The 25342-nt window shown below is 53.5% G+C and carries 22 protein-coding genes and 1 tRNA gene; all 23 read left to right on the plus strand.

Features of this window, described 5'->3' with window-relative positions; translation table 11 throughout:
• Positions 1-127: 127 nt before the first annotated feature.
• The 23 genes from NTU47_07410 to NTU47_07520 all read left to right on the plus strand — a co-directional run bounded on the left by NTU47_07410 (position 128) and on the right by NTU47_07520 (position 25022).
• Entirely contained in the window at positions 128-1183 is a 1056-nt protein-coding gene (locus tag NTU47_07410) for a radical SAM protein (GenBank protein MCX6133623.1), read from the plus strand.
• 65 nt (positions 1184-1248) lie between these two features.
• Positions 1249-2799 (plus strand): alpha-N-arabinofuranosidase, encoded by a 1551-nt coding sequence (locus tag NTU47_07415; protein ID MCX6133624.1) that lies wholly within the window; start codon positions 1249-1251, stop codon positions 2797-2799.
• 192 nt (positions 2800-2991) lie between these two features.
• On the plus strand, positions 2992-4443 hold the full coding sequence (gene gltX / locus NTU47_07420; GenBank protein ID MCX6133625.1) for a glutamate--tRNA ligase: 1452 nt from the start codon (positions 2992-2994) through the stop codon (positions 4441-4443).
• 104 nt (positions 4444-4547) lie between these two features.
• Entirely contained in the window at positions 4548-6248 is a 1701-nt protein-coding gene (locus NTU47_07425; protein MCX6133626.1) for a glutamine--tRNA ligase/YqeY domain fusion protein, read from the plus strand.
• 90 nt (positions 6249-6338) lie between these two features.
• The gene (gene folB / locus NTU47_07430; GenBank protein ID MCX6133627.1) at positions 6339-6725 is read left to right on the plus strand and encodes a dihydroneopterin aldolase; all 387 of its coding nucleotides are present in this window, start codon (positions 6339-6341) and stop codon (positions 6723-6725) included.
• Positions 6725-7240 (plus strand): 2-amino-4-hydroxy-6-hydroxymethyldihydropteridine diphosphokinase, encoded by a 516-nt coding sequence (folK, locus tag NTU47_07435; GenBank protein MCX6133628.1) that lies wholly within the window; start codon positions 6725-6727, stop codon positions 7238-7240. Before folB ends, folK begins: the two co-directional genes overlap by 1 nt.
• Positions 7241-7897 carry a deoxynucleoside kinase gene (locus tag NTU47_07440; protein MCX6133629.1) on the plus strand — a complete coding sequence of 219 codons (657 nt, stop codon included), beginning with the start codon at positions 7241-7243 and terminating at the stop codon, positions 7895-7897. It abuts the gene before it with no gap.
• 369 nt (positions 7898-8266) lie between these two features.
• The gene (gene asnS / locus NTU47_07445; GenBank protein MCX6133630.1) at positions 8267-9562 is read left to right on the plus strand and encodes an asparagine--tRNA ligase; all 1296 of its coding nucleotides are present in this window, start codon (positions 8267-8269) and stop codon (positions 9560-9562) included.
• 9 nt (positions 9563-9571) lie between these two features.
• The gene (locus tag NTU47_07450) at positions 9572-10735 is read left to right on the plus strand and encodes an ATP-binding cassette domain-containing protein (GenBank protein ID MCX6133631.1); all 1164 of its coding nucleotides are present in this window, start codon (positions 9572-9574) and stop codon (positions 10733-10735) included.
• On the plus strand, positions 10732-11973 hold the full coding sequence (locus NTU47_07455; GenBank protein MCX6133632.1) for an ABC transporter permease: 1242 nt from the start codon (positions 10732-10734) through the stop codon (positions 11971-11973). Before NTU47_07450 ends, NTU47_07455 begins: the two co-directional genes overlap by 4 nt.
• A gap of 89 nt (positions 11974-12062) precedes the next feature.
• The gene (locus tag NTU47_07460; protein ID MCX6133633.1) at positions 12063-12575 is read left to right on the plus strand and encodes an NADH-quinone oxidoreductase subunit J; all 513 of its coding nucleotides are present in this window, start codon (positions 12063-12065) and stop codon (positions 12573-12575) included.
• Between the two features lie 5 nt (positions 12576-12580).
• The gene (nuoK, locus tag NTU47_07465; protein ID MCX6133634.1) at positions 12581-12880 is read left to right on the plus strand and encodes an NADH-quinone oxidoreductase subunit NuoK; all 300 of its coding nucleotides are present in this window, start codon (positions 12581-12583) and stop codon (positions 12878-12880) included.
• Between the two features lie 93 nt (positions 12881-12973).
• Positions 12974-14995: an NADH-quinone oxidoreductase subunit L gene (gene nuoL / locus NTU47_07470; protein MCX6133635.1), complete on the plus strand. Its 2022-nt coding sequence runs from the start codon at positions 12974-12976 to the stop codon at positions 14993-14995.
• A 22-nt stretch (positions 14996-15017) separates the two neighbouring features.
• On the plus strand, positions 15018-16595 hold the full coding sequence (locus NTU47_07475) for an NADH-quinone oxidoreductase subunit M (GenBank protein MCX6133636.1): 1578 nt from the start codon (positions 15018-15020) through the stop codon (positions 16593-16595).
• Between the two features lie 27 nt (positions 16596-16622).
• On the plus strand, positions 16623-18050 hold the full coding sequence (locus tag NTU47_07480) for a sodium:proton antiporter (GenBank protein MCX6133637.1): 1428 nt from the start codon (positions 16623-16625) through the stop codon (positions 18048-18050).
• 84 nt (positions 18051-18134) lie between these two features.
• On the plus strand, positions 18135-19565 hold the full coding sequence (locus NTU47_07485; protein ID MCX6133638.1) for an NADH-quinone oxidoreductase subunit N: 1431 nt from the start codon (positions 18135-18137) through the stop codon (positions 19563-19565).
• 10 nt (positions 19566-19575) lie between these two features.
• On the plus strand, positions 19576-21138 hold the full coding sequence (locus tag NTU47_07490; protein ID MCX6133639.1) for an NAD(P)H-hydrate dehydratase: 1563 nt from the start codon (positions 19576-19578) through the stop codon (positions 21136-21138).
• A complete protein-coding gene (locus NTU47_07495) occupies positions 21135-21533 on the plus strand; it encodes a VanZ family protein (GenBank protein ID MCX6133640.1) in 399 nt (132 codons plus the stop codon). Before NTU47_07490 ends, NTU47_07495 begins: the two co-directional genes overlap by 4 nt.
• 126 nt (positions 21534-21659) lie before the next feature.
• On the plus strand, positions 21660-22781 hold the full coding sequence (gene tgt / locus NTU47_07500) for a tRNA guanosine(34) transglycosylase Tgt (protein MCX6133641.1): 1122 nt from the start codon (positions 21660-21662) through the stop codon (positions 22779-22781).
• Between the two features lie 143 nt (positions 22782-22924).
• Positions 22925-23251 carry a preprotein translocase subunit YajC gene (yajC, locus tag NTU47_07505; protein ID MCX6133642.1) on the plus strand — a complete coding sequence of 109 codons (327 nt, stop codon included), beginning with the start codon at positions 22925-22927 and terminating at the stop codon, positions 23249-23251.
• A gap of 446 nt (positions 23252-23697) precedes the next feature.
• Positions 23698-24183, plus strand: coding sequence for a transcription elongation factor GreA (greA, locus tag NTU47_07510; protein MCX6133643.1), 486 nt, complete (start codon positions 23698-23700; stop codon positions 24181-24183).
• 87 nt (positions 24184-24270) lie between these two features.
• Positions 24271-24771: a class IV adenylate cyclase gene (locus tag NTU47_07515; GenBank protein MCX6133644.1), complete on the plus strand. Its 501-nt coding sequence runs from the start codon at positions 24271-24273 to the stop codon at positions 24769-24771.
• A gap of 178 nt (positions 24772-24949) precedes the next feature.
• Positions 24950-25022, plus strand: a tRNA-Gly gene (locus NTU47_07520).
• The last annotated feature ends 320 nt before the right edge of the window (positions 25023-25342 follow it).

Below are 25342 nucleotides of genomic sequence, written 5' to 3' on the forward strand. Positions count from 1 at the left end.
AGCGGTATTTCCCCGCCGATTTTTGAACTCTTCTGTTGACGATTTCACCTATTAATGCGATCTTCTTGCAGGGAGGTAACCGGGAACTCGTAGCTCGGCGAGAACCCCTATCCCCATTTCACCACATATGAAGACGCCTCACGTGCTGAAGAAGGCTGTAAAGAACGCGATCAAAGCAGTCAAACTCGAGCGGATGCTTTTCTTCCCCGATATCCTCATCACTCACCATTGCACGCAGCGGTGCCTGCAATGTTCCATCCCGTTGAACGCCTCACCGACGAAGCCGTTCATGAAGTTCGAACATTTCAAGACCATCGTCGACCGGCTGGATGACCATGGAACTCAAGGGTTCGTAATTTCGGGAGGCGAGCCGATACTCCATCCCGAGTTGCCCGAATTCATTCAATACGCTGCGAGCAAGAAATTTGCTCGCGTGCACCTCCTCTCGACACTCTACGGGCCGGACCGACTGATCGAACGGGCGGTCGGGGCGGCGATTGATGCAGGTATCTCGCTCTCAGTCTCATTTGACGGATTGGGAGAAGTTGGAGATACGGTGAGGGGCGCTCGCGATGTCGCCGAGCGCGTAAAGAAGAGCATCGAGTATGTGGAATCTGAAATGAAGCGAAAGGGCAAGCGGATCCACACGGGTGTCGGCGTGGTGCTCTCTCAACTCAATATCCACCAGACAAAAGACCTCCTTGAGTTCCTCGAAAAGGTAGGATGGCTCACAGAGGTGGATGTATACCGTTGGCAGTCGCAAAGCCAGATGGAGAACGACTCAATGAAGTTCCACGACACGAAGGAGCTTCGCGAGGCGCTCGAGCTGGTGAAGGAGTCTCCCGTCGTGCTCACTCCCCCTTGGCTGTTGGACCTGATCGCGGAGTTTCTCGATGGCAGGGCTGAGAAGTGGTGTCCCTATATCGAAATGCCGACTTTTGCCACGAAGGTGTTCATCCACCCCGATGGATCGGTGAAGACCTGCATGGGAGACGTGTTCGGAAATCTGTTGGAACAAACTCCCGAAGAGCTTTTTGCCTCAAAGGAATGGGACCACCAGATGGCCGAGAAACATGCGTGTGCGGGCTGTGTCAATACCTGTTTCACAAGAGGCAAGGTCCTCTATCCGACCACCATGAAAGAAGTTCGCGCCAACTGGAAGCAGATCTGGAATCTTAGCTAAGCACCAGCGTCGCACCGTGCGACCTGCCCCAACCAAGTGCCATCGACTGCCCAGGGAGGACCGTCATGATGAATCGCGTCTTGTCCGTAGCCGCTATTGCTTTTCTTTCCACCACCCTGCTCGTTAGCCAACCACGCGAAACAAAGATCACTCTGAACATTGATCAAAGTAGAGACACAATCAGCCGTCACATCTACGGTCAGTTCTCCGAACACCTCGGGCATGGCATCTACGGGGGAATCTGGGTTGGTGAGAACTCAACGATTCCAAACACGCGGGGGATTCGAAACGACGTCGTCGCCGCGTTGAAGCGAATGCATATCCCGAATCTGCGCTGGCCGGGGGGCTGTTTCGCCGATGAATACCATTGGGTGGACGGGATTGGCCCGAGAGACAAGCGCCCCAGAATGGTCAATACACACTGGGGAGGTGTGGTCGAGGATAACAGCTTCGGAACGCATGAGTTCATGGATTTGTGTGAGCTGCTTGGAACGGAACCGTACATTTGTGGAAACCTGGGAAGTGGATCGGTTGAAGAGATGTCGAAGTGGGTTGAATACCTGACGTTTGACGGAGAAAGCCCGATGGCCAAGCTCCGGGCGCAGAACGGGAGAGATAAACCGTGGAAGGTGAAGTTTTGGGGAGTGGGAAATGAGAACTGGGGCTGTGGCGGAAACATGACGGCTGCATTCTATGCGGATCAGTACCGGCGCTATGCGACCTATTGTCGTGATTATGGATCGAACCGGCTTCTGAAGATCGCGGGAGGGCCGAGCTCGGGGGATTTCCCGTGGATGGAGACTCTCATGAAGAACGTTCCAATAGGGATGGTCGGTGGAGTCTCTCTGCATCACTATACTGTGCCAAAGTCGTGGAGCGACAAAGGATCGGCGACTTCGTTCACAGAAGCTGAGTACTTCGCAACGATGGAAAAGGCCATTCGTATGGAAGATTTGGTCACGCGGCACTCGAGGATCATGGATATCTACGACCCGGGAAAGAGGGTGGGACTGATGGTCGATGAGTGGGGAACATGGTACAACGTGGAACCCGGAACGAATCCCGGTTTCCTCTACCAGCAAAACACGGTTCGTGATGCATTGACTGCGGCAATCAACCTGAACATATTCAACAACCATTGTGACCGCGTCAGAATGGCGAACATTGCGCAGACCGTGAACGTCTTGCAGTCGCTGATATTGACAGACGGACCGAAAATTGTGTTGACACCGACGTTCTATGTCTATGAGCTCTACACGGTGCACCATGATGCCGTGCTGATTCCGCTGGACTTTCATTCGCCGACGTACGAACTCAATGGAAAGAGCATACCCGTCGTCAGCGCATCCGCGTCGAAGGATGGCCGGGGTCGCGTTCACGTCTCTCTGGTAAACGTCAATCCGAATTCCTCACTGAAAGTGACGTGCGAGATCAGGGGAGCCAGTGTGAATGATGCATCAGGCAAAATAATAACGGCGGATGCTGTCAATTCCTGCAATACATCAGAAGTTCCGAACACGGTGGTAACCCGGCCATTCACTGCCTTCAAGCTTGATGGCAACATGCTGACAGTCGAGATGCCGGCCAAATCGATCGTCATGCTCGAAATGAAATGAAACGGGATGTCTCCACGCTTTTTCGCTGCGGACGTGAGGGCTGAACTCAGAAGGTGTCACGAGACTATCCTTTTTGCAATTTGATCGGTCATTCACTATCTTTGAAGAAGAATCGTAGTGATATGCCGAGTGACTGGCGTCCTGAGCAGCTACGGACGCCTTTTTTGTATGGTCCAAGTAGACCGACATCGTATGAGCAGCCAGATCAGAGTCAGGTTCGCGCCAAGTCCAACCGGATATCTCCACGTGGGAGGATTGCGGACTGCCCTCTACAACTATCTTTTCGCCCGGCGCAACGGGGGTAAACTCGTTCTTCGCATCGAGGATACTGACCAGGCCCGCAGGGTGGAGGGAGCAATGGAGAACCTCATCTCGACGTTGGGATGGGCGGGTGTCCACTATGACGAAGGGCCGGATCGTCCGGGTCCATGTGGTCCGTATGTCCAGTCGCAGCGGCTCGACATCTATAATCGTCATGCGAAGGAGCTTGTTGAAAAGGGGGAAGCGTATCATTGCTTCTGCTCGTCCGAACGGTTGGAAGAGGTCCGTCAACGCCAAACTGCCGCGAAGGAACGAGCCACCTACGACCGGCGATGCCGTGATCTGGGTAAGGACGAAGTCGAAAGCCGGCTGCGCGCCGGCGAGAGAAATGTGATCAGGATGAAGATTCCGTTGAGCGGAGCGCTGACCTTCAACGACCTGATCCGAGGCGATGTTTCCATAGCGTATGAAGTTCTGGATGACCAGGTACTCCTGAAATCGGACGGGTTCCCGACGTACCACCTGGCCGTTGTGGTAGACGATCATCTCATGGAAATCAGCCACGTGATCAGGGGAGAGGAGTGGCTCCCGAGCACACCGAAGCACATCCTGCTCTATCAGTTTTTCGGCTGGGAACTCCCCCAGTTTGCGCATCTGCCGCTGCTCTTGAATCCGGACAAGAGCAAGCTCAGCAAGCGGCAGGGAGACGTCGCTGTTGAGGACTACAAGGCGAAAGGGTATCTGAAGGAGGCGATCATCAACTTCATCGCCTTCTTGGGCTGGAACCCGGGGGATGAGCGCGAGCTCTTCATGATGGATGATTTGGTTAAGGAGTTTTCGCTGGAACGCGTTGGAAAATCGGGTGCTGTGTTCAATGTCGAAAAACTCGATTGGCTGAACTTCCAGCATCTACGGAAGAAGCCGGATGAGGAGGTGCTCGGCCTCGTGAAGGAGTTCCTCGCGAGCTCCTCGTTTGCCGGCACGCAATTCAGCGACTCGTACCTTATGAGTGTGATCGCCGCAATGCGGGAGAGGGCATCGTTCGTGAAGGACTTTGTCGAGAAATGCCCCTATTTCTATCAGGCTCCCGATCAATACGATCCGGATGTTGTGAAGAAGAGATGGAAACCGGAATCGGCCGTTCAGTTGCAGGCGCTGGGCAGCAACTTCGCCGGCTTGAGTTCGCCGGCAAAAGAAGATTACGAAACTGCGCTGCATCAGACAGCTGATGTATTGATCGTGAAGCATAGCGAACTGATTCACCCGCTGCGCCTGGCTGTGTCTGGCCTGGGAGCAGGTCCCGGGTTGTATGACATTCTGTTCATCCTGGGAAAGGATGAAGTCATCCGTAGAATTCAAACAGCAATCCAACACCTGAAATAGGTGGCTGACCCGATTCTCCGTCGACATGCAATGTCGACGACTATGAGGACCTGAACGTATCGTGACAATTCGAGGGATTCAACCCCTTCATCGGAGCAACGTCAATGGAAACAACCAAGAATCCAGAGGAGAACAAGACAACGCCGGAACTTCCCGTCCGGAGAAACTTCGTACGCGAGATCATCGATGATGACCTGAGAACGAACAAGTTCGAAGGACGTGTCCATACGCGGTTCCCGCCAGAGCCAAACGGCTATCTGCACATCGGACACGCGAAGTCCATTTGCCTCAACTTTGGACTTGCCCGCGACTACAAGGGATTCTGCAATCTCCGCTTTGACGACACAAACCCGTCGAAAGAGGAGCAGGAGTACGTGGATTCGATCGAGCACGATGTGCGCTGGCTCGGCTTCGATTGGGAGAATCGGCTGTTCTACGCTTCAGACTACTTCGGCCAGCTGCATGAGTATGCCGTCCAATTGATCAGGAAAGGCAAGGCATACGTCTGCGACCTGAATGCTGATCAGATGCGCGAACACCGCGGCACGCTGACAGCGCCGGGCAAGGATAGCCCGTACCGGAATCGTACGATCGAGGAGAATCTCGAGCTGTTCGAACGAATGCGAAAAGGGGAATTCCCGGATGGCTCGCGGACTTTGCGCGCGAAGGTCGACATGGCGTCGCCAAACCTGAATATGCGTGATCCGGTCATGTATCGGATCCTTCGTTCCACGCACCATCGCACGGGTGATACCTGGTGCATCTATCCGATGTATGACTGGGCGCACGGTCAGAGCGATTCCATCGAGAGAATTACGCATTCTATTTGCACGCTCGAATTCGAAGATCACCGGCCGCTGTATGATTGGTTCGTCGAGCAGCTCGGAATCTATCATCCGCAGCAAATCGAGTTTGCAAGGTTGAACCTGACCTATACGGTCATGAGCAAGCGAAAACTCCTCCAGCTTGTAGAGGAGCAACGCGTCAACGGATGGGATGATCCCCGCATGCCAACGATTTCCGGCCTTCGCCGGCGCGGCTACACGCCTGAGTCAATTCGCATGTTCGCAGACAAGATCGGCGTTGCAAAGAGCGAGAGCACCGTGGACGTGGCGTTCCTTGAAGACTGTGTCAGGGATGACCTGAACAGACGCTCATTGCGGGTAATGTCCGTTCTCCATCCCGTGAAGCTCGTCCTGGAAAACTATCCCGACGGGCTTGTTGAAGAGCTGGATGCGGTCAATAATCCGGAGGATCCTTCGGCGGGATCCCGCAAAGTTCCATTTTCGAAGGTCCTGTATATCGAGCAGGATGATTTCATGGAGAATCCTCCCAAGAAATTCTTCCGCCTCTCGCCCGGGACGGAAGTGCGTCTGCGGTACGCGTACATCATCAAGTGCGAGAGTGTTGTGAAGGACGAGACGGGCCGGATCACGGAGCTACGCTGTACCTACGATCCGGAGACGAAGAGCGGTTCGCCACAAAGCGCACGGAAGGTAAAAGGGACGATCCATTGGGTCTCAGCACCACACGCACTTGATGCAGAAGTCCGGCTGTACGACAGGCTGTTCAATGTTGAGAATCCCGGAGGAGATGATTGGAGAGATCACATCAATCCGCATGCTCTTGAAGTGCTGAAGGCGTGCAAAGTGGAGCCGAGCCTCGCTGCGGCCAATCCGCTGGACCGCTTCCAATTCGAGCGGTTGGGATACTTTTGCGCGGATGATGATTCGAAGAGGGGAAACCTGGTCTTTAACCGGACTGTCACGCTGCGCGACACGTGGGCAAAAATCGCGAAGATGTAGACAGCCGGTGATTGTTTTTTGAGATTTGGTTGTCTATATTTTGCGGCACTCGCTGTGCTTGATCATTCATAATTCGATACCATCCGGTTCATGCCCCGACGCAAGAAATCATCCGAAGACGTCATACGGCTCCATAACGCCGTCTTCTATGCGTACCACGGTGTCCTTTCCGACGAGCAGACGCTTGGGGGCAAGTTCGAGGTGGACGTCGATCTGCATGTCGATCTCGCACGGGGAGCGCGGACAGACGATCTGCAGCGTACGGTCAACTACGAGCGGGTCTATGACTCCATCAAGCAGCTTGTCCTTGGCAAGAAATACAGGTTGATCGAAGCGCTGGCGGAGACGATTGCTGACGGCCTGCTGGATGAGTTCAAGAAACTGGAAAAGGTCGTGGTGCGCGTTCGCAAGCCAAGCGCTCCTGTGAAAGGTGTGATAGACCACGTGGAAGTGGAGATCGCCCGGACGAGGAAGTGATGGGCCGCGTGCTCATTTCGCTGGGCTCGAACCTCGGAGACCGCATCGGGTTTCTCCGGAAAGCGGTTGAGGCTCTGGGTCAGGTGCCAGGGTTCAGGATTGTCAGCGTTTCATCGATCTACGAAACGGAACCGGTAGGGAAGAAGGACCAGCCGCAGTTCTTGAATGCCGCGGTCGAGATTGAAAGCATGCTTTCTCCGGACAGCCTCCTGGTGAATTGTAAGCACATCGAACGGCGGGTAGGCCGCACGCCATCGGAGAAATGGGGACCCAGAGAGATCGATCTCGATCTCATCTACGTTGGGGATCTCGTTGTCAGAAGCCCGATGTTGACACTTCCGCATCCTGAAGTCGCCGGTCGGAGATTTGTCCTGACTCCCCTGGCCGAGATTGCGCCCGGGTTCGTCGATCCGCTTCGCAAATGCACGCTGAGCGAGTTGCTTTCTGGTTGTTCCGACACGTGCTCGGTTGTCAAGGCATCATCAGCCATTCTATCTTCAACAGCGGAGAATTGATTGCAGGCTCCTGGTTCCGATATTCGGCACATCGCTATTGAGGGGGTCATCGGCGCAGGCAAGACAACGCTTTCCCAGAAGTTGTCGGATCGGCTCGGGGCGCGGCTTGTACTCGAACGCTTTGAGGAAAACCCGTTCCTGCCCAAGTTCTATGAAGATCCGGAACATTACGCGTTTCAGACCCAGATTTTCTTTCTTCTCAGCCGCTACAAACAGCAGCAGGATTTGTTCCAGGCTGACCTGTTCCACGATTTCTTGATTTCGGATTACATCTTCGAGAAAGACAAGATCTTCGCCTATCTCACGCTTGCCGACGAAGAACTGAAACTGTATGAGACGCTCCTCACCGCCATCGAGCGAAACGTCCCGACTCCCGACCTCGTCGTGTATCTCCAGTGCAGCGTCGAACGGCTGATGAACAACATCCGGTATCGGGGCCGGAAGATGGAGGAGAATATCTCGGAAGACTATATCCGGGATCTCAACGAGGCATACAATTATTTCTTTTTCCGCTACAAAGCCACTCCGCTGCTTATCGTCAAGGCGACTGACATCGATTTCGTCGGGAACAACGACGATTTCGAAGATCTGGTTGAGCAAATCCTCCGTCCCAACAAGGCCCCGGTGGAATACTACAACCCGGTCAGGAGGAAATAGCCGTGATTCGCGGACTGCTCCGATTCCTGGCATACACCCTGGCTTTCTGGTTCGTGTATCGTGTGGTCGTTGGAGCCTTGCGTCACATAGTCCCCGGGGACCGCAGAAAGTCTGCCGGGGAGCCTCCAGCTCAGCCAGACCAAAAGTCTGCTCAGCAGAAGGATTATCGTGACGTGAAGGACGCGCACTTCAAAGATCTCCCGCCAGGCGACTCTTCAAACCCCTCCTGAACCTCATCAGAAAATTCATTCAGGAGACGGCTGAAATCGCCGTGCCCACCTGCGCTGATCTCGGGAAATGATTTGAAGATATTGGTTTACTTCACTATATTGCCCCCGAGTTTTAGCATAAGAAGGATGAAACCAGACTATGAAACGCGTCTATATTGCAGACCTTGATAAGCACGTCGGCGAGGAAGTTCTACTCCGGGGCTGGCTGTACCACAAACGATCGAGCGGAAAGGTGCGCTTTCTGCTGCTCCGTGACGGAACCGGAATCCTGCAGGGTGTGATGGTGAAGGGGGGGGTAAGTGAGGCGGTCTTTGCGAACTTCGACACGCTCACGCAGGAATCCTCGTTTTCCATGACTGGAAAAATACGCAAGGATGACCGGGCTCCCGGAGGGTATGAAATGGAGGTGAGTGATGTCGGAGTCATAGCCGTCGCTCATGAGTATCCCATCACGCCAAAGGAGCACGGCATCGAGTTTCTGGCCGACCGCCGCCATCTCTGGCTCCGTTCCTCCCGTCAGCACGCGATCATGCGGGTGAGGCACCGGATCATCAAAGCGATCCGGGATTTCTACGACGGACGCGGCTTTGTGCTTGTCGATTCTCCGATCCTGACGCCTGCAGCATGTGAGGGAACGTCCACGCTGTTCGAGACGGAGTACTTCGATCTCGGCAAGGCGTATCTCACGCAGTCCGGGCAGCTCTATGCCGAAGCGGGAGCGATGGCGTTTGGAAAGGTGTATTGCTTCGGCCCGACGTTTCGGGCGGAGAAATCGAAGACACGCCGGCACCTGACGGAATTCTGGATGGTGGAGCCGGAAGTCGCGTTCAACGATCTGAATGACGATATGGAACTTGCCGAGGAGTTCCTCGAGTATATCGTCCAAACCGTCCTGAAGGACTGCGAAGCTGAACTGAAAGTGCTCGAACGGAATACGACGCTTCTCCAGAATGTGAAAAAACCTCTGCCCCGGATTTCCTATGATGAAGCTGTCACCATTCTCCGCTCGAAGGGGATCAATTTTGAATGGGGAAACGACTTCGGCGGAACGGACGAGACAGTGATTTCCGAGCAGTTCGATCGCCCCGTCATGGTCCATCGCTACCCTTCGGAGATTAAGGCGTTCTATATGAAGCGTGATCCTGAGAATCCAAAAGTAGCGCTCGCTGTCGATGTCCTAGCGCCGGAAGGATTTGGCGAGATCATCGGCGGCAGTCAGCGTGAGGATGATCTCGATGTGCTTCTTCAACGCATCAAAGATCACAACCTTCCCCAGGAAGCGTTCGAGTGGTATCTCGACCTGCGTCGCTTCGGCACCGTGCCGCACGCGGGCTTCGGCCTGGGTCTCGAACGGACAGTTGGGTGGATTTGCGGACTCGATCACGTCAGAGAAACGGTTCCATTCCCCCGTTTGATCTATCGATTAACCCCATAAAGCGCCCCTATGCTCAACGTTTCAAACTTGCGGAAGGCATACGACACTGTGGTCGCCGTTGACGGTGTCTCGTTCGAAGTCCAGAGAGGTGAGTTGTTTGGCCTCCTTGGACCCAACGGGTCCGGCAAGACGACGACTATCCGTACTGTCCTCAACATCATCGCTCCGGACAATGGCACAATTTCTTTCGATGGCAAGCCGTTCACTCCGGCAATGTGGAATATCATCGGGTATCTGCCGGAAGAACGTGGACTGTACCGAAAAAGCAAGATACTCAGCGCCATCCTGTATTTTGCCGCACTGAAAGGAATGGACGAACGGGAGGCAAAGGCGGCGGCATTCAAATGGCTCGATCGTTTTGGGCTTAAAGATAGTGCCTTCCGCAAGGTGGAAGAGCTTTCCAAAGGCAATCAGCAGAAAATCCAGCTCATCATTTCGATTCTCCATAACCCGCAGCTTCTGATCCTCGACGAACCATTCTCCGGTCTCGATCCCGTTAATCAGATTCTCCTCAAAGACATCCTGATGGAACTCCGTCAACAAAATGTGGCGATCGTGTTCTCGACACATCAGATGGAGCAGGTTGAAAAGATGTGCGACAACATCTGCCTCATCAACAAAGGCAAGCCTGTTTTGAGCGGATCCTTGAGGGATGTGAAACAGCGGTATGGGACGAATACGCTGCGCCTGGAATTTGAAGGAGACGGAGAATTCCTGAAGAAGTCCCCGCTGGTGAAGAGGGCTGACGTGTATCAGAACTACGCCGAGCTTGAGTTGGTCGACATCAAAAAGAGCAGGGAACTCCTCTCAAAGCTGGACGACAAGCTCAATCTCAGGAAATTTGAAATCGTTGAGCCTTCACTGACCTCGATCTTCATCAATGTGGTTGGAGTGCCGCCAACACCCGCCGAGCCGGTTTCTCAGAAACCGGTGGTGGTCCTTCCGGCGAAGAAGCCGCTTGACAAGCGCCTCAAGAAAGAACTCATCTCAATGGTCTTCGGCGTTGTGATTTTTGCGGCGCTGCTGGTCGTCAACTATCTCAGCACAGAACCAAGCATGGCGATGGTTGGACTGTTTGTAGTTGGCGTCGGACTGTCCGTCTTCAGATACCTGCGCGTGAAGAAACAGGTCGATGCAGACCAGAAGAGATCGGAAGGGGGGCAGATCGAATGAAATCCCTCGTCGTTGCCCGCTGGGAATTCATGGAAAAAGTGAAGTCGAAGGCGTTCATTATCTCGCTCGTCCTGATGCCTTTGATCATGGTCGGGTTCGGCGTCCTGCCGGGTCTGCTCGCATCAAAGCCCGACGCCAAGCCGATTACCGTTGGTATGATCGATGAGACAGGAAGCATTTTGAAGCCTCTGTCGGCGAAGCTGGACGAGAAATACAAGCTTCCCGATGGCCGTCCGAATTACATCCTCCGCAATTTGAAAGAAGATGGATCGGGAGACGACCTCAAGTCGCGGGCCGTTAGAATGATCTCGAACAAGGAGATGGAGGGGTACTTCTCGATTCCTTCGACGGTGTATGACAGCGGAAGAGTCGAGTACCGCGCAGAAAATGTCGGGAACATCCGCATCTCTGAACGATTTTCGCGCACGATGGAGGAAGTGATAGTTGAGCAACGGCTGACGGGCCGGGGTCTCAATCCCGCTGAAATCAAGAAACTCATGGCGAATATCGATGTCAAAGCCCTGAAGGTTTCTGAGCGCGGCGGAGAGAAGGAATCGGGCTTCCTGCAGACATTCGCCAGCGCCTACATCGTCATTATGATGCTGATGTTCCTCGTGATGACGTCAGGCCAGCTTCTGATCCGAAGCGTCGTCGAGGAGAAATCGAATCGTGTGATCGAGGTGCTTCTTTCGTCCTGTTCCGCCCGCGATCTGATGATCGGAAAGATTCTTGGGCTGAGCGGCCTCGGTATTTTGCAAATGCTGATTTGGGGGGTGATCGGATTGGGGATCGCTCTCAAGAGCGGCGCGAATATTTTCGAGATGGAGCCTGTGCTCGTCGCGATCCTCTATGTGTTTGTAGGATACTTCTTCTATTCCGCGATTTTCGTTGCTGCCGGGTCTCCGGTAACGACGGAGCAGGAGGCGCAGCAGATTACGAGTTATGTGAGCCTCGTGCTCGTGTTCCCGATCGTGCTGATGGTCCCTGCTATGCAGAACCCGGATTCATCGTTGATCAAGATACTGTCGTACATCCCGCTCCTCACGCCGGCATTCATGGTGTTGAGGGTCTCGATCCAGATGCCGCCTCTGTGGGAGATCCTCGCGACACTCGGACTGCTTCTCGCGTCCACTGTTTTGATGATGTGGGTGGCAGGGAAGATTTTCCGGACTGCGATCCTGGTGTACGGCAAGCGGCCGACGATTCCCGAATTGATTCGCTGGATCAGAACGCCGTAGAGTCGATACCGCCGTCGCAACGAGGTACGGGTTTCTGGATGACAAGAAGCATCACACAACGATTCTTATTCACTTAGACAAGGCTGTCCGTGACAATCGAGACGTTTCTTTTCTACTTCCTTGGCGCCATCTCTGTGGGTTCAGCGCTGATGATGGTCACTCGCCGTAACCCTGTGATCGCAGCCCTCTATCTCATACTCAACTTCTTTGCTCTTGGGGGTCTCTACCTGTCGCTGCACGCCCAGTTCATCGCGTTCATCCAGATTCTGGTGTATGCGGGCGCTATCATGGTGCTATTCCTGTTCGTGATTATGCTCCTGAATCTTGGCGATACCAGCCAGATGCGGGAGAAGATATCGATGAAGAAGATCATCGCGGCGGGACTGAGCTTTGGGGTGTTGATGGAATTGATCTATGTTCTCGGGTTTTCCAAGGCAGCTATGGCTCCATCACAATTTGAGAAAGCGACAGAGATTGGAACTGTCGAGAACATCGGCATGCAACTGTTTACGAAGTTTCTGTTTCCGTTTGAAGTAACATCCATACTCCTGCTGTCGGCGATTGTGGGAGCTGTGATACTCGCGAAGAAAACACTCAGATAACGACTATGGATCTCCAGTCATATCTTCTGCTCAGCGCTGCCACGTTTATTATCGGCGTGGTCGGTGTCATCGCCAGGCGCAACGCTATCATCGTGTTCATGTCAATTGAGCTCATGCTGAACTCGGTGAACCTTACGCTGGTTGCATTTTCTGCATTCCTTGGCGATGTGACCGGGCAGATGCTGGTGTTTTTCTCAATGACCGTCGCAGCGGCTGAGGCTGCCATCGGACTTGCGATCATCATCGCCCTGTTCCGTAACAAACAAACGTTAAACCTTGAAGAGCTGAACATTTTGAAGTGGTGATGCTGAATTCGGGTCATCTGATGATCGGGCCATCGGTTGATCTGGAAACTAATTATTGCTTCGATTCCTATGGGTTGACTATCAGATGGTGAGATGACCCGATCTCCCGATACAGGACACTTTCTTATTCAACTATCAGACCTCATGTTCTCCTATACTCCTCTCATAGTTCTCTTTCCGCTGCTCGGATTTGTCTTCCTTGGCCTCTTTGGCTTAAAAGTGAAGAACGAGAAGCTTCTCGGAATTATCGGCAGCGGGTCGGTAGGACTTTCCTTCCTCTTCGCTGTGGGTCTGTTTGCGACCATGCTGGGGATGCACGCAGAAGAGAGAAAGCACGTCGTTGAGTTGTTTACGTGGATCTCGACGTTTACAGGAACTGCGTCTTCGTTCTCGGTTCCTGTCGCGTATCAGGTCGATCAGCTCTCCATCCTGATGACGATGATCATCACGGGCGTGGGTTTTCTGATTCACGTCTATTCGATCGGATACATGCACGGAGATCCGGGATACTGGAGATTTTTCGCCTACCTGAATCTTTTCATTTTCGCGATGCTGAATCTGGTGCTGGCAGACAATTTCCTCCTGATGTTTCTCGGATGGGAGGGGGTTGGACTGTGCTCGTATTTGCTCATCGGGTTCTGGCATGATCGTAAATTCGAGACGGGCGGCTACAAGCCCGGGACGGCCACGACGGCTGATGCCGCCAAGAAGGCATTTGTCGTCAACCGGATTGGGGATTTCGGTTTTCTCCTGGCGATGTTTCTGATCTTCGTGAATTTTGGGAGCCTGAATTTCGACGCCGTCTTTGGTAGAGCGGCTATCCTGAGCGAAGGGAATAGCGCCCTGCTGTGGATCGCCCTGCTGCTGTTTCTCGGGGCTACCGGTAAGTCCGCACAGATTCCACTCTTTGTCTGGCTGCCCGATGCCATGGCCGGCCCGACTCCCGTGAGTGCGCTGATCCACGCTGCCACGATGGTGACGGCAGGTGTCTATATGGTTGCGCGATGCTCCTTGTTGTATGCTCTTGCCCCTGGGGCAATGCAGGTCATGGCGATCGTCGGAGCGCTGACCGCGCTGATGGCAGCGACCATCGGTCTGGTGCAGAATGACATCAAGAAAGTACTCGCGTACTCGACGGTAAGCCAACTCGGCTATATGTTTCTGGGTATGGGCGTAGCAGCTTTCTCTGCCGGCATCTTTCACGTGCTGACGCATGCGTTTTTCAAAGCGCTCCTCTTCCTCGGTTCGGGAGCGGTAATCCATGCCATGCATGATGAGCAGGATATACAAAAAATGGGCGGCCTCAAGCATCATATGCCGACCACCTATAAGACCTTCCTCATCGGAGCGATTGCGATCGCGGGAATTCCGCCGTTCGCCGGATTCTTCAGCAAGGACGAGATCCTCTGGAAAGCCTTCAGCAGCGAACACGGTTCAATTCTCTTGTGGGTGATGGGTGTACTCGGGGCTGCGATGACGGCGTTTTACATGTTCAGACTTGTAAGCCTGACATTCGAGGGGGAGAAACGATACGGATCTGATGTCCACCCGCATGAAGCCCCGAAGACCATGACTGTGCCGCTTATCATTCTGGCGTTTCTCTCGATCGTTGGAGGGTTCGTTGGTATCCCTGAAAGTCTTCTCGGGGGAAATGCGCTTGAGCACTGGCTGGAGCCGGTATTCGCACCGGCATACGACAGGTTGAGAATGAGTACGCATCCTCTCGAGATAACCGAATACCTGCTCATGGTGCTCTCTGTTGGCGTTGCAGCAGCCGGCATCTATGCCGCACGGACAGTCTATCTCCGCAGGCCGGAACTCGCAGACGAGTGGAAGGCAAAGTATGCGCTTGCATATAAATGGCTCTTCAACAAATACTACATCGATGAAGCATACGATGCTCTCATCGTGAGTCCGACCGTGAAAGTCTCCGAAGGGTTCCTTTGGAAGGGAATCGATGTCAGGGTGATTGACGGGATTGTCGACGGATCAGCACGGCTGATAGCAATGCTTGCCCAGGGAGTCAGGCGCATCCAAACAGGAGTTGCCCAGCAGTATGCGACGGTTTTTGTAGGCGGTATTGTGCTCGTACTCATGTGGTTGATCCTCAAATAGACTAGCTGGTGAAGAGTATTCCATGGTTTATCAACATCTTCTGACGCTTACCATCTTCTTTCCGATTCTGGGCGTTCTGGCTCTGTTCTTCGTCAACAGAGAGAATGCGCAGGCGCTCAAGGTTGTCGGGTTTCTGACGACGGTCGTAACGTTCGGGGTCTCGCTCTTCCTCTATTTCGGATACGACTCGGCCGCAGGAGGTTTTCAGTTTCGGGAGTATGCGGTCTGGATAGCCGGACTGAACATCAGCTACTACATCGGTATCGACGGCATTTCGCTGCTTCTGATTGTGCTCACCACATTCCTCACTCCGCTTGCGTTGCTGGGAACGTGGAACTCAATTCAGAAGCGTCTGCGCGAATATACGATGATGATTCTCCTGCTCGAAGTCGGCATGATCGGTGTATTCGCATCCCTGGATCTCTTCCTCTTCTACATCTTCTGGGAGGCTATGCTCATCCCGATGTACTTCATTATCGGGATCTGGGGAGGGCAGGACAGGGTGTATGCAGCAATCAAGTTCTTCCTGTTCACGCTCTTCGGCAGTCTCCTGATGCTCGTCGCGATTATTGCCCTCGGTGTGTACGCCTCCACGCTGCCGGGTGGCTATTTCACGACTAACCTCGTGCAGCTGTATGGAGTTGCTCCCCGCATGGCCCTGACACTGCAGACCTGGATGTTCCTTGCCTTCACGCTGAGCTTTGCAATAAAAGTCCCGTTGTTCCCGTTCCATACGTGGCTCCCTGATGCTCACGTTCAGGCTCCCACGGCGGGAAGCGTGCTCCTTGCCGGCGTGTTGCTGAAGATGGGGACCTACGGACTGATCCGATTCTGCCTACCGCTATTCCCGCACGCCGCCTTCAAGTTCGTTCCATTGCTTGGAGTTTTGTCGGTCATTGGTATCGTTTACGGGGCACTCGTGGCAATGGTCCAGACCGACCTGAAGAAACTCGTCGCCTATTCTTCGGTCTCGCATCTTGGGTTTGTTGTCCTCGGCATTTTTGCGATGACTGAGGAAGGTATGCAGGGGGCAGTCATACAGATGATTAATCATGGTCTGTCAACGGGGGCGCTCTTCTTGATCGTCGGCATGCTCTACGATCGGGCGCACACTCGGATGATTGCCGATTTCGGAGGTGTGGCCAAGGTGATGCCTGTGTTCTCCACGATCTTTATGATCGTCTCGCTTTCTTCTATCGGCTTGCCCGGTCTGAACGGATTCGTAGGCGAGTTCCTCATTCTCCTTGGCAGTTTCAAATCGACGTTTCTCGGATCGCATGCCTATGCAATTTTCGCGTCGTCGGGAGTCATTCTTGCGGCCGTCTATCTGCTTTGGGCCTATCAGCGAGTGATCTTCGGCAAGGTGAGGGAGGGGGGACTGTATGGCGGTCACCATCTCACCGACCTGAATGCGAAAGAAGTTGTATCGCTCGTGGCTCTACTGGTATTCATTGTCTGGATCGGGGTCTATCCAGGAACATTTTTGAGCAAGTCGGCTCCGGCTGCGAAGCAGCTGGTTTACGGCCTTGAGTCCGTCCGTGCGGGCGGTCTGATCCGCACTGCCGAGATCCCTGCGGTCACACGCCCCGCGGGTCAATAGCCGGGATGATGAGGTCTTACTCACCCAATGCACAAACCCCGGACCCGGCAGATTGGCACAATCGTAGCATTGGCGGCAATTGCGGTTCTGTTCTTCAATTACTTCGAACATGTGCTGGAATCTTCAGTTGTCTCGGCTGTACCGGTTTGGCTTGTTACGCCATTTGTTCTTTTACTTCTTGCGATAGCGACAGGTCCTTTCGTTAACAAGTCGTGGTGGGAACACCACTATCCGGCGGTTTCCGCTGTGCTGGGGGCCGTTGTGGTCGGGTATTACGTATATCCACTTTCAAATGTCTCCCGCATTGTGCTGACACTCTACGACTACGTCAGCTTCATTTCGCTCATCGGTTCGTTGTTTGTGGTGGCGGGCGGGATTCATTTCAACCTCCGCGGAAAAGCAGCTCCCTGGGAGAATGTTGTGCTCCTCGGTGCGGGGGCTGTACTTTCGAACGTGCTGGGCACGACGGGGGCGTCGATGCTCCTGGTTCGGCCTTACCTGAGGAGCAACAAGTTCCGGATCAAGGGATACCATGTGGTCTTTTTCATCTTTATCGTCAGCAATATCGGCGGCGCACTTACGCCGATAGGCGATCCACCTCTCTTCCTGGGATTCCTGAAAGGCGTGCCATTCTTCTGGGTGGTGACGAAGGCATGGTTTGCGTGGGCGTTGGTTCTTGGACTCTTGCTGGTTCTTTTCTACGCCGTCGATCGGTTCCATTTTCGGAGAGTGTCTCACAAGAAACAGGAAGAGGCAATACGGCCGGAGGAAGTCAGGATTTCCGGACTGCACAATGTGTGGTTTCTTGCAACGATAATTGCCGCCGTGTTCGTTGAGCGTCCCCTGATGCTCCGTGAGGTGATTATGTGGAGCGCTGCGATGGGGTCGTACTACACGACGAGAAAAGAAGTGCACGGAAGAAATGAATTTAATTTTCTTCCGCTGAAGGAAGTGGCAGTGCTGTTCCTGGGGATATTTGCCACGATGATTCCCGCGCTCGACTGGCTGGAGATGCACGCTGCCGTTCTGGGCATCAAGACTCCCGGGCAGTTCTTCTTCACCACAGGCGTTCTCTCGAGCGTGCTCGACAACGCACCGACGTATTTGAGTTTCCTGAGCGCGGCATTCGGTTTGCACGGCGCGAGCATCGATAACGCGGCACACATGCACGTGCTCCTTGGAAGTATTCAAGCAAGCGCGGCTGGCCTGACGAACCCTCTTTCCCCCGGGGCAATGGCGGTGACAAACGATTCCTGGAGATATGTGCAGGCGATTTCGCTCGGAGCAGTGTTCTTTGGCGCGATGACGTATATAGGCAACGGTCCGAATTTCATGGTGAAATCGATTGCGGATCAGGCCGGCGTCAAATCGCCCTCCTTTTTTGAATATGTCTGGAAATACAGCGTTCCCGTATTGCTACCTATCTTCATCATTGTTTGGTACCTGCTGTTTTGAGATTTGGTCCTGCGGCGCGTGCTCGCGGGACAAAGAGATCCGATTCTGACTCGCACTTTGTTCTCCTTCACATTCGATTGTACTATGGACATCTCGTTCAATGACTTCTACAACAGCTCGCCACTGATAGCACTGGTGAGTTTCGCGTTGCTGACACTCATCGTCGAAGGACTGGGGAAGGACAAGCCGGTTTCCTCGTATTGGATGAGCCTCATCGGCGTGGCGGTTTCTCTTGTGCTCTCCTTCTTTCATCTTGGAGAAGGCATGCCGGTGTTTGGCGGGATGTTGTTTCAGGGGGGATTTGCCGGATACTGCAATATCATCTTTCTGTCCTCCGCACTTCTCACGATTATCCTGGCACGGGGGTACCTCGAGAGGATGGAGTATCATCGGGGCGAGTTCTACATCCTCGTCATGTTTGCCACGACTGGTATGATGCTGATGGCCGGCGCATTGAACCTCATCACCATTTTCCTTGGCATCGAGCTGATGTCCGTCCCTCTGTATGTTCTTGCGGGGTTCTTGCGTAAGAAGCAGAAGGCGAATGAATCCGCCCTGAAGTACTTTCTTCTCGGTGCGTTCGCTACCGGCTTCCTGCTCTACGGCATCGCTCTCATCTATGGTGTCGCAGGCACGACTGACTTGTTGCAGATCAAGGCAGCCGTGCCGCAGATATCGCACAATCCGCTCTTTGTTATTGGGGCCGGCCTGCTCGTTGTCGCCTTCTCCTTCAAGGTTGCAGCTGTGCCATTTCACATGTGGGCCCCTGATGTGTACGAAGGAGCCCCCACACCGGTGACCGGCTTCATGTCCACGGGGGCAAAAGCGGCCGCGTTCGCGACGTTCCTGCTTGTCTTTGTGCGGATTTTCGAAATCGCAGGGACGAGCCTCAGCCAGGTCATTGCGATGATCGCTGCGGCATCAATGATCATAGGCAACATTTCGGCGGTCGCGCAGACGAACGTGAAGCGAATGCTTGCATATTCGAGCATCGCGCATGCCGGCTATATGCTGAGTGGTATCGCCGCTGCGAACAATGAAGGCCAGACTGGTATTCTCTTCTACTTGATGGCCTATGCTTTCATGAATATAGGCGCGTTTGGCATTGTCTCGTGGGTTGAGCAGAAGGATGACAAGCGACTCACGTTTGATGATTATGCCGGCCTCAGCGCACGACGTCCTGGCGTCGCGGCGCTTATGGCGGTGTTCATGTTCTCGTTGGCGGGGATTCCGCCGTTCGCAGGGTTCTTCGGGAAGTACTATGTGTTCCTTGCGGCTGTCAGAGCGGATCTGACCTGGCTTGCGATCGTCGGTGTCATGACAAGCCTGATTTCCGTTTACTACTATCTGCGACTTGTCGTCGTAATGTACTTCCGCGAAGGCGACGCAGACACCGACGACCAGATTCCGCTTGTTGCATTCATAGCTGTCGCTTTTGCGGCGCTCATGGTGCTGGCCCTCGGTGTTTACCCCTCACTTCTCGTTGAGATTACAAGGGGTTTCTTCAAGATCTGACGATCAAACCATGCGAACGATTGTATCGGCGAAGGAAATGAGGTGGTGCGATGAAAGCGCCATCCGCAAGTTTGGAATTCCCGGTCTGTTGTTGATGGAACACGCGGGCCGCGGTGTGGCTGAAATTGCCCAGCGTTACTTCGGTCCTCTGCATGGAAAAGAAATCCTCGTGTTTTGCGGCAAGGGGAACAACGGAGGAGACGGTTTTGTCGCCGCTCGTCATCTCCTCATTACCGGCGCCCGCATCACGATCATCCTGATGGTTTCTCCCCGTCAACTTTCCGGGGATGCACTGACGAACTTCAGGATCCTGGATCAGGTTCGCCGCGCGTCAACACATTCCCTATTCTTCAAATCGTATTCACGCCCTCTCCTCGGCAAACTCCCAAAGCCCGCACTAATAGTCGACGCCATATTCGGCACAGGGTTTTCAGGGGAAGTTATCCAGCCCTACGCATCCGCAATTGAGTGGATAAACGGACTCGGCGTGCCAATCCTCTCCGTTGATATTCCGTCCGGCGTCGATGGGACGACGGGGAAGGTGGAGAAGCTGGCCGTCCGGGCTCTTCACACGGCGACGTTTGGATTGAAGAAAACGGGACTTCTGTGCAGCGATGGGCAGGACCACGTCGGACAGCTCAGCGTCGTGGATATCGGAATACCAAGGGCTGTCAGCGATTCGAAAAGACTCAAGACATTTCAGACCGAGGCAGAAGACGTCCGTACTGCCTTGCCGCGGAGATCGTCGACGGCTCACAAATACTCGGCGGGAAAGGTATTCGTTCTCGCAGGATCGAGAGGCTTCACGGGTGCGGCATATCTCAGTTCGATGGCTGTTTTGCGCTCCGGTGCAGGCGCAGTAATGCTCGGGACCCCGGAAGCTGTGTATCCGATCCTGGCACGGCGACTCACCGAAGCCATCGTCAAGCCGCTCCCTTCGACGAGCGAAGGCACTCTAGCCAGGGCCGCGTTCGACGAAATCTTAGAGAAACTAAGTTGGGCGGATGTTGTCGTTGTAGGCCCCGGGCTCTCGACGAATGCGGAGACTCAGCAGCTCGTTCGTATGATTCTTGAGAAATACCAGGGAAACGTCGTTGTCGATGCAGATGCTCTCCGGGTCATTGGAGACATCGGCCTGCGCAAGATCGCCCGGCTGAAAAGCAGGATCATCCTCACTCCGCACTCGGGAGAATACGCTCGGATTATCGGTGCGTCGGCGAAGGAAATCGATGGCAATAAGATCGATTTCGCACGGTGGGGGGGTGTGATGGGAAAAGTGACGCTTGTTCTCAAAGGCGGACCTACCGCCATCGGAACACGCGAGGGAACAGTGTTTCTGAACTCGACCGGCAATCCGGGCATGGCGACCGTTGGTGCGGGGGATGTTCTTACAGGAATCATAGCATCCCTGTGGGCTCAGGGGGCTGCCGAAGAGGCCGCCGCATTCTCAGGAGTCTATCTGCACGGTATGTCAGGTGACATCGCCAAAGAGATTCATGGAGAACGCAGCGTTATTGCCCAGGACCTGATCGATCAGCTCCCGACTGCGTTTCGAAGAATAGAAGGTGGTTGAAAAACCTCTTCAAATACCTGATCCCACTCATCGTATGGGCAATCGCCATCTATTTCCTCTCTGACATCCCCGCCAGTCTTCTGTGGTTTCATATGACGCCGGGTGTGGCAAAGATCATCCATGCCTTCCTCTTCTTTGTCCTCTGTTTCCTGACATGGCGTGCGTTCTATTTCCAGCCCAACTTCGAATTGATGAGAAATGGTGCATATCTCGGGTCGTTTTCGTTTTGTGTGGTTTTCGGCATTCTGGATGAGTACCACCGTAATTTTGTGTCGGGGCGCGAAGCCGATTTCTATAATGTTGTTGCCGACATCGGAGGAGCTCTTCTCTTTGTCGCTGCTTCCTTCTTGAGGCGTCATTATTTTCAAAAAGATGAGAATTCCCCGGAGAGTTGACACGTGCCTCTTTTCTAGCTATATTGAAACACGAAGAAGTCAATCCCGCCGCTCGATTTTTGTTCCGGCGGTTTTTTGTTCTTATGCGGTGGAGATGCAGCTCGGGGCCAATTGAAGTTTGAACTGTTGACATCAGATGGGAATGCCAGAGCTGGAGTGCTGGAAACGGCTCACGGGGTCGTCGAGACGCCAATGTTCATGCCTGTAGGGACGCAGGGGAGCGTCAAGGCTATTGAGCAGCGCGAGCTCACCGAGGTTGGCGCCCAGATTATTTTAGGAAACACGTACCATCTGTATCTCAGGCCGGGAACAGAGGTCATCCAGGCGTCCGGTGGACTGCACAAGTTCATCGGATGGAACAAACCGATCCTCACCGACAGCGGCGGTTATCAGGTTTTCAGCCTGAACCATCTCCGGGAAATCGAAGAGGAAGGTGTGACGTTCAAGTCGCATCTGGACGGTTCATTGCATACGTTCACTCCGGAATCTGCTGTGCAGATCCAGAGGCAGCTGGGCTCAGACATCATGATGGTTTTGGATGAGTGTGCCCCTTATCCATGTGACCCGGAGTATGCGAGACGTTCGAACGCGTTGACACTGAGGTGGGCCGAGCGATGCAGGCACGCTTTTGAGACTCACAAAGGGCTTTACGGTTTTTCCCAGGCGCTGTTTGGAATCGTGCAGGGGAGCATCTATCCAGAAATCAGACAGCAAAGCGCTCGGCAACTCGTCAGGATCGGTTTTGACGGGTATGCAATCGGTGGTCTTGCTGTCGGCGAACCTGCAGAGGTCATGTACTCAATTCTCGAGGTGTGCACGCCGATGTTGCCCTCGGACAAGCCCCGGTATCTCATGGGAGTCGGCACTCCCATGAACCTGATAGAGTCCGTGGCGCGGGGAGTTGACATGTTCGATTGCGTGCTGCCAACGAGAAATGGACGAAACGCGAACCTTTTCACACGCACCGGTTCGATGAACTTGCGCAACGCGCAATACAAGACCGATTTTTCACCTCCGGATCCAGAGTGTGGATGTTACACATGCAGCAATTTCAGCAGGGCATACTTGCGCCACCTGTTTCAGGTGAAGGAGATTCTTGGACTCCAGCTTGCGACAATCCATAATCTCTCGTTCTACCTCTGGCTGATGGGTCAGATGAGGAGGGCTATCAGCGAACACCGATTCGAGGAATGGCGCACAACTATGGTCAACCAACTGCGTTCGGAGGATCGAATTGTCTCAACGTGAGCCGACGACGCGTGACCGAGAAGCGAACCATCGACTGTGAACCGGAAACCCCGAGACTTGAAACCTATAACTGGATACTCTCAACTGGAAACTCATCACTCAAAACTCCTCATATATCATAACACGTAGACATGGAGGCTATCTTGCAATTTCATCCAATTCTCGCACAGGCAACGCCGGACGGCGGAGGAATGATCGGAACGGTAGTTATGTTCGGTCTGATCTTCGTCATCTTCTATTTCATGATCATTCGACCACAGCAGAAGCGGCAGAAAGAGCGTCAGAAGATGCTCGACGCAATGGAGAAAGGCGACAAGATTCTCACAGCTGGGGGAATCTATGGGACTGTCGTGGGAATTGAAGAGAAGGTCGTCCTCGTACAGATCGCGGACAACGTGAAGGTGAAAGTCGATCGCGGTTCGGTCGGCAGTGTGTTACGAGAGGCCAATCCGGAAGAGAAAACGAAGTAGAAGAACGATTGAGGCGAACGAAAAGCCCCGTTGTTTGGATAACCGCTGTGGTAGCGGCGTCAGCGCTCACGTGCTTCGTGACCTGAGGATCAATGACTTGTGCTTGGCGATGGACCCTCAGACCGCGAGGCCGGCTTCGTTCAGCATGAATTCGGAATTGTCGAACGGGCTCGTTGGGGATCGATCCGGAATGCTCCAGAAGACATAGTATGAGAGCGGGGAGGCGGACGCTGGGGAACCCAATCCTCATTGACTGTGTCATTAAGGTTGGGTAATGGCAGGAACCTCACTCTCCAGCACTTTTTTGTTGCGTCTTTCCGTTTTTTGCGATAGCTTACCCTCGGAGTAAGCGGAGCCACCATCTCACAATCAGAGATGATGGCTTTTCTTTTTGCCTTCTCGAAATAAAGGTAGTTACCAAGCATCAGGGCTCTGGTGGAGGAATGATGGGAGATAAAAGTAACGGTACGGTGTATCTGACGCGCGAACGATTCGTGGAGCTCGAAGCGGATCTTCGGGAGTTGAAGATCCATGGCAGAAAAGACATCGCGCAGAAGATCGCGGAGGCCCGGTCATACGGAGATCTCAGCGAAAACGCTGAATACGATGCAGCAAAAGAGGCGCAAGAGCACCTGGAGATACGCATCGCAAAGCTCGAGGATACCCTGATTCATGCCCGAATTCTGGACAGCTCCCAGCTGCCGAATGACAAGGTGTATATCCTCTCAGTTGTCCGGCTCGAGGACATGAAAACTGGAGAGACAATCGAATATCGCCTGGTCTCCCCCGAAGAGGCGGATTTCGAGAAGAATAAAATCTCGATGACTTCTCCATTTGGCGCGGGATTGATGGGAAAGACGAGGGGAGACATCGTGACTATCAAAGTGCCGGCGGGAGAACTGAAATACAAGATCCTTGAAATAAGCCGCTAAGAGGTTCAGCCCTTCATGATCTCGTTGTGGAAACCTCAGACACCAAATACCGTCTAACTACTTCGCCTGTTCTCACCCATCCGCACCATGCCAAGGAATCTTGAAATTAAAAGCAGGTATTCATCCCCGGCCCGGGCGAAACGGATCGCACGCAAGATTGGCTCGTCAGCGAAAGGGACGCTCTCTCAGACCGATACCTATTTCAAGGTGCACTCCGGCAGGTTAAAGCTTCGGGAGATCAACGGCAAAAAGTTCGAGCTCATCTACTACCGGCGCCCAAACGCCCGAAGCACCCGCTACTCGGACTATACGATTATTCCCGTCCAAGATCCCCGACCTGTGAAGCTGCTATTTCAGTCTCTTCTGGGCGTTCTGGCTATCGTGAAAAAGAAGCGGGCTCTCTTCCTTTACAGGAATGCCCGCATCCACGTCGACTCAGTGAATCATCTCGGAACGTTCATAGAGTTTGAAGTCGTCGTAAGACGTGGAAAGAGACAGGCAGAAAAACTGATGCAGTTCCTGATGGGCGAGTTTGACATCGATCAGAAGATGCTGCTGGGCGGGTCATACAGCGATTTGATCCACTGAATCGTGTGTGGTACAAATCGTGCTCAGAGAAAAAAGAAGTGGCGTTTCAACTTCGCGCTTGACTTTCTGAGGTGGGGAGTCTATATTTTTGGTGCCCCGATTGACAGGGGACCGCAGGGTGACGGGAACAAATTCCTTGCCTGGACGGAAGATTTTTGATATATTTCAGTCACCCATTGCGGGAATAGCTCAGTTGGTAGAGCGCAACCTTGCCAAGGTTGATGTCGCGGGTTCGAGTCCCGTTTCCCGCTCTGTCCCACTCCCCGAAACGGGAAGGGACATCCGGCCGTCAGTTGTCAAGCAATCTGATTGTCGGACTCACTTCCTCTATGAACTTGCCCCGTTGCCACAAACTCCCACCAGGCAACGGGGTCTTTTTTTGTTCAAAAGGAGGGGGTTTTAGAATTGCCAATGATGAATGGATAGTTGTCAATCGACAATCACTACTGTCCAATTAAGGGCAGGAAGTAAGCGTGTAAGTTCTTTGACATTTATTCGTTAGACGAATTTTCCGTTGTAATCGATTTGAAGTTGGTAGTACCTTCCAGGGTGATTTTTCTCTGACGCAGGA

This window comes from Ignavibacteriales bacterium (assembly GCA_026390595.1).
Lineage (GTDB): Bacteria > Bacteroidota > Ignavibacteria > UBA10030 > UBA10030 > UBA9647.

Excerpts from the sequence above, each read along its gene's own strand:
- NTU47_07410 (MCX6133623.1), top strand. The coding sequence starts at position 128 with ATGAAGACGCCTCACGTGCTGAAGAAGGCTGTAAAGAACGCGATCAAA.
- NTU47_07415 (MCX6133624.1), top strand. The coding sequence starts at position 1,249 with ATGATGAATCGCGTCTTGTCCGTAGCCGCTATTGCTTTTCTTTCCACC.
- gltX (MCX6133625.1), top strand. The coding sequence starts at position 2,992 with ATGAGCAGCCAGATCAGAGTCAGGTTCGCGCCAAGTCCAACCGGATAT.
- NTU47_07425 (MCX6133626.1), top strand. The coding sequence starts at position 4,548 with ATGGAAACAACCAAGAATCCAGAGGAGAACAAGACAACGCCGGAACTT.
- folB (MCX6133627.1), top strand. The coding sequence starts at position 6,339 with ATGCCCCGACGCAAGAAATCATCCGAAGACGTCATACGGCTCCATAAC.
- folK (MCX6133628.1), top strand. The coding sequence starts at position 6,725 with ATGGGCCGCGTGCTCATTTCGCTGGGCTCGAACCTCGGAGACCGCATC.
- asnS (MCX6133630.1), top strand. The coding sequence starts at position 8,267 with ATGAAACGCGTCTATATTGCAGACCTTGATAAGCACGTCGGCGAGGAA.
- NTU47_07450 (MCX6133631.1), top strand. The coding sequence starts at position 9,572 with ATGCTCAACGTTTCAAACTTGCGGAAGGCATACGACACTGTGGTCGCC.
- NTU47_07455 (MCX6133632.1), top strand. The coding sequence starts at position 10,732 with ATGAAATCCCTCGTCGTTGCCCGCTGGGAATTCATGGAAAAAGTGAAG.
- nuoK (MCX6133634.1), top strand. The coding sequence starts at position 12,581 with ATGGATCTCCAGTCATATCTTCTGCTCAGCGCTGCCACGTTTATTATC.
- nuoL (MCX6133635.1), top strand. The coding sequence starts at position 12,974 with ATGACCCGATCTCCCGATACAGGACACTTTCTTATTCAACTATCAGAC.
- NTU47_07475 (MCX6133636.1), top strand. The coding sequence starts at position 15,018 with ATGGTTTATCAACATCTTCTGACGCTTACCATCTTCTTTCCGATTCTG.
- NTU47_07480 (MCX6133637.1), top strand. The coding sequence starts at position 16,623 with ATGCACAAACCCCGGACCCGGCAGATTGGCACAATCGTAGCATTGGCG.
- NTU47_07485 (MCX6133638.1), top strand. The coding sequence starts at position 18,135 with ATGGACATCTCGTTCAATGACTTCTACAACAGCTCGCCACTGATAGCA.
- NTU47_07490 (MCX6133639.1), top strand. The coding sequence starts at position 19,576 with ATGCGAACGATTGTATCGGCGAAGGAAATGAGGTGGTGCGATGAAAGC.
- greA (MCX6133643.1), top strand. The coding sequence starts at position 23,698 with ATGGGAGATAAAAGTAACGGTACGGTGTATCTGACGCGCGAACGATTC.
- NTU47_07515 (MCX6133644.1), top strand. The coding sequence starts at position 24,271 with ATGCCAAGGAATCTTGAAATTAAAAGCAGGTATTCATCCCCGGCCCGG.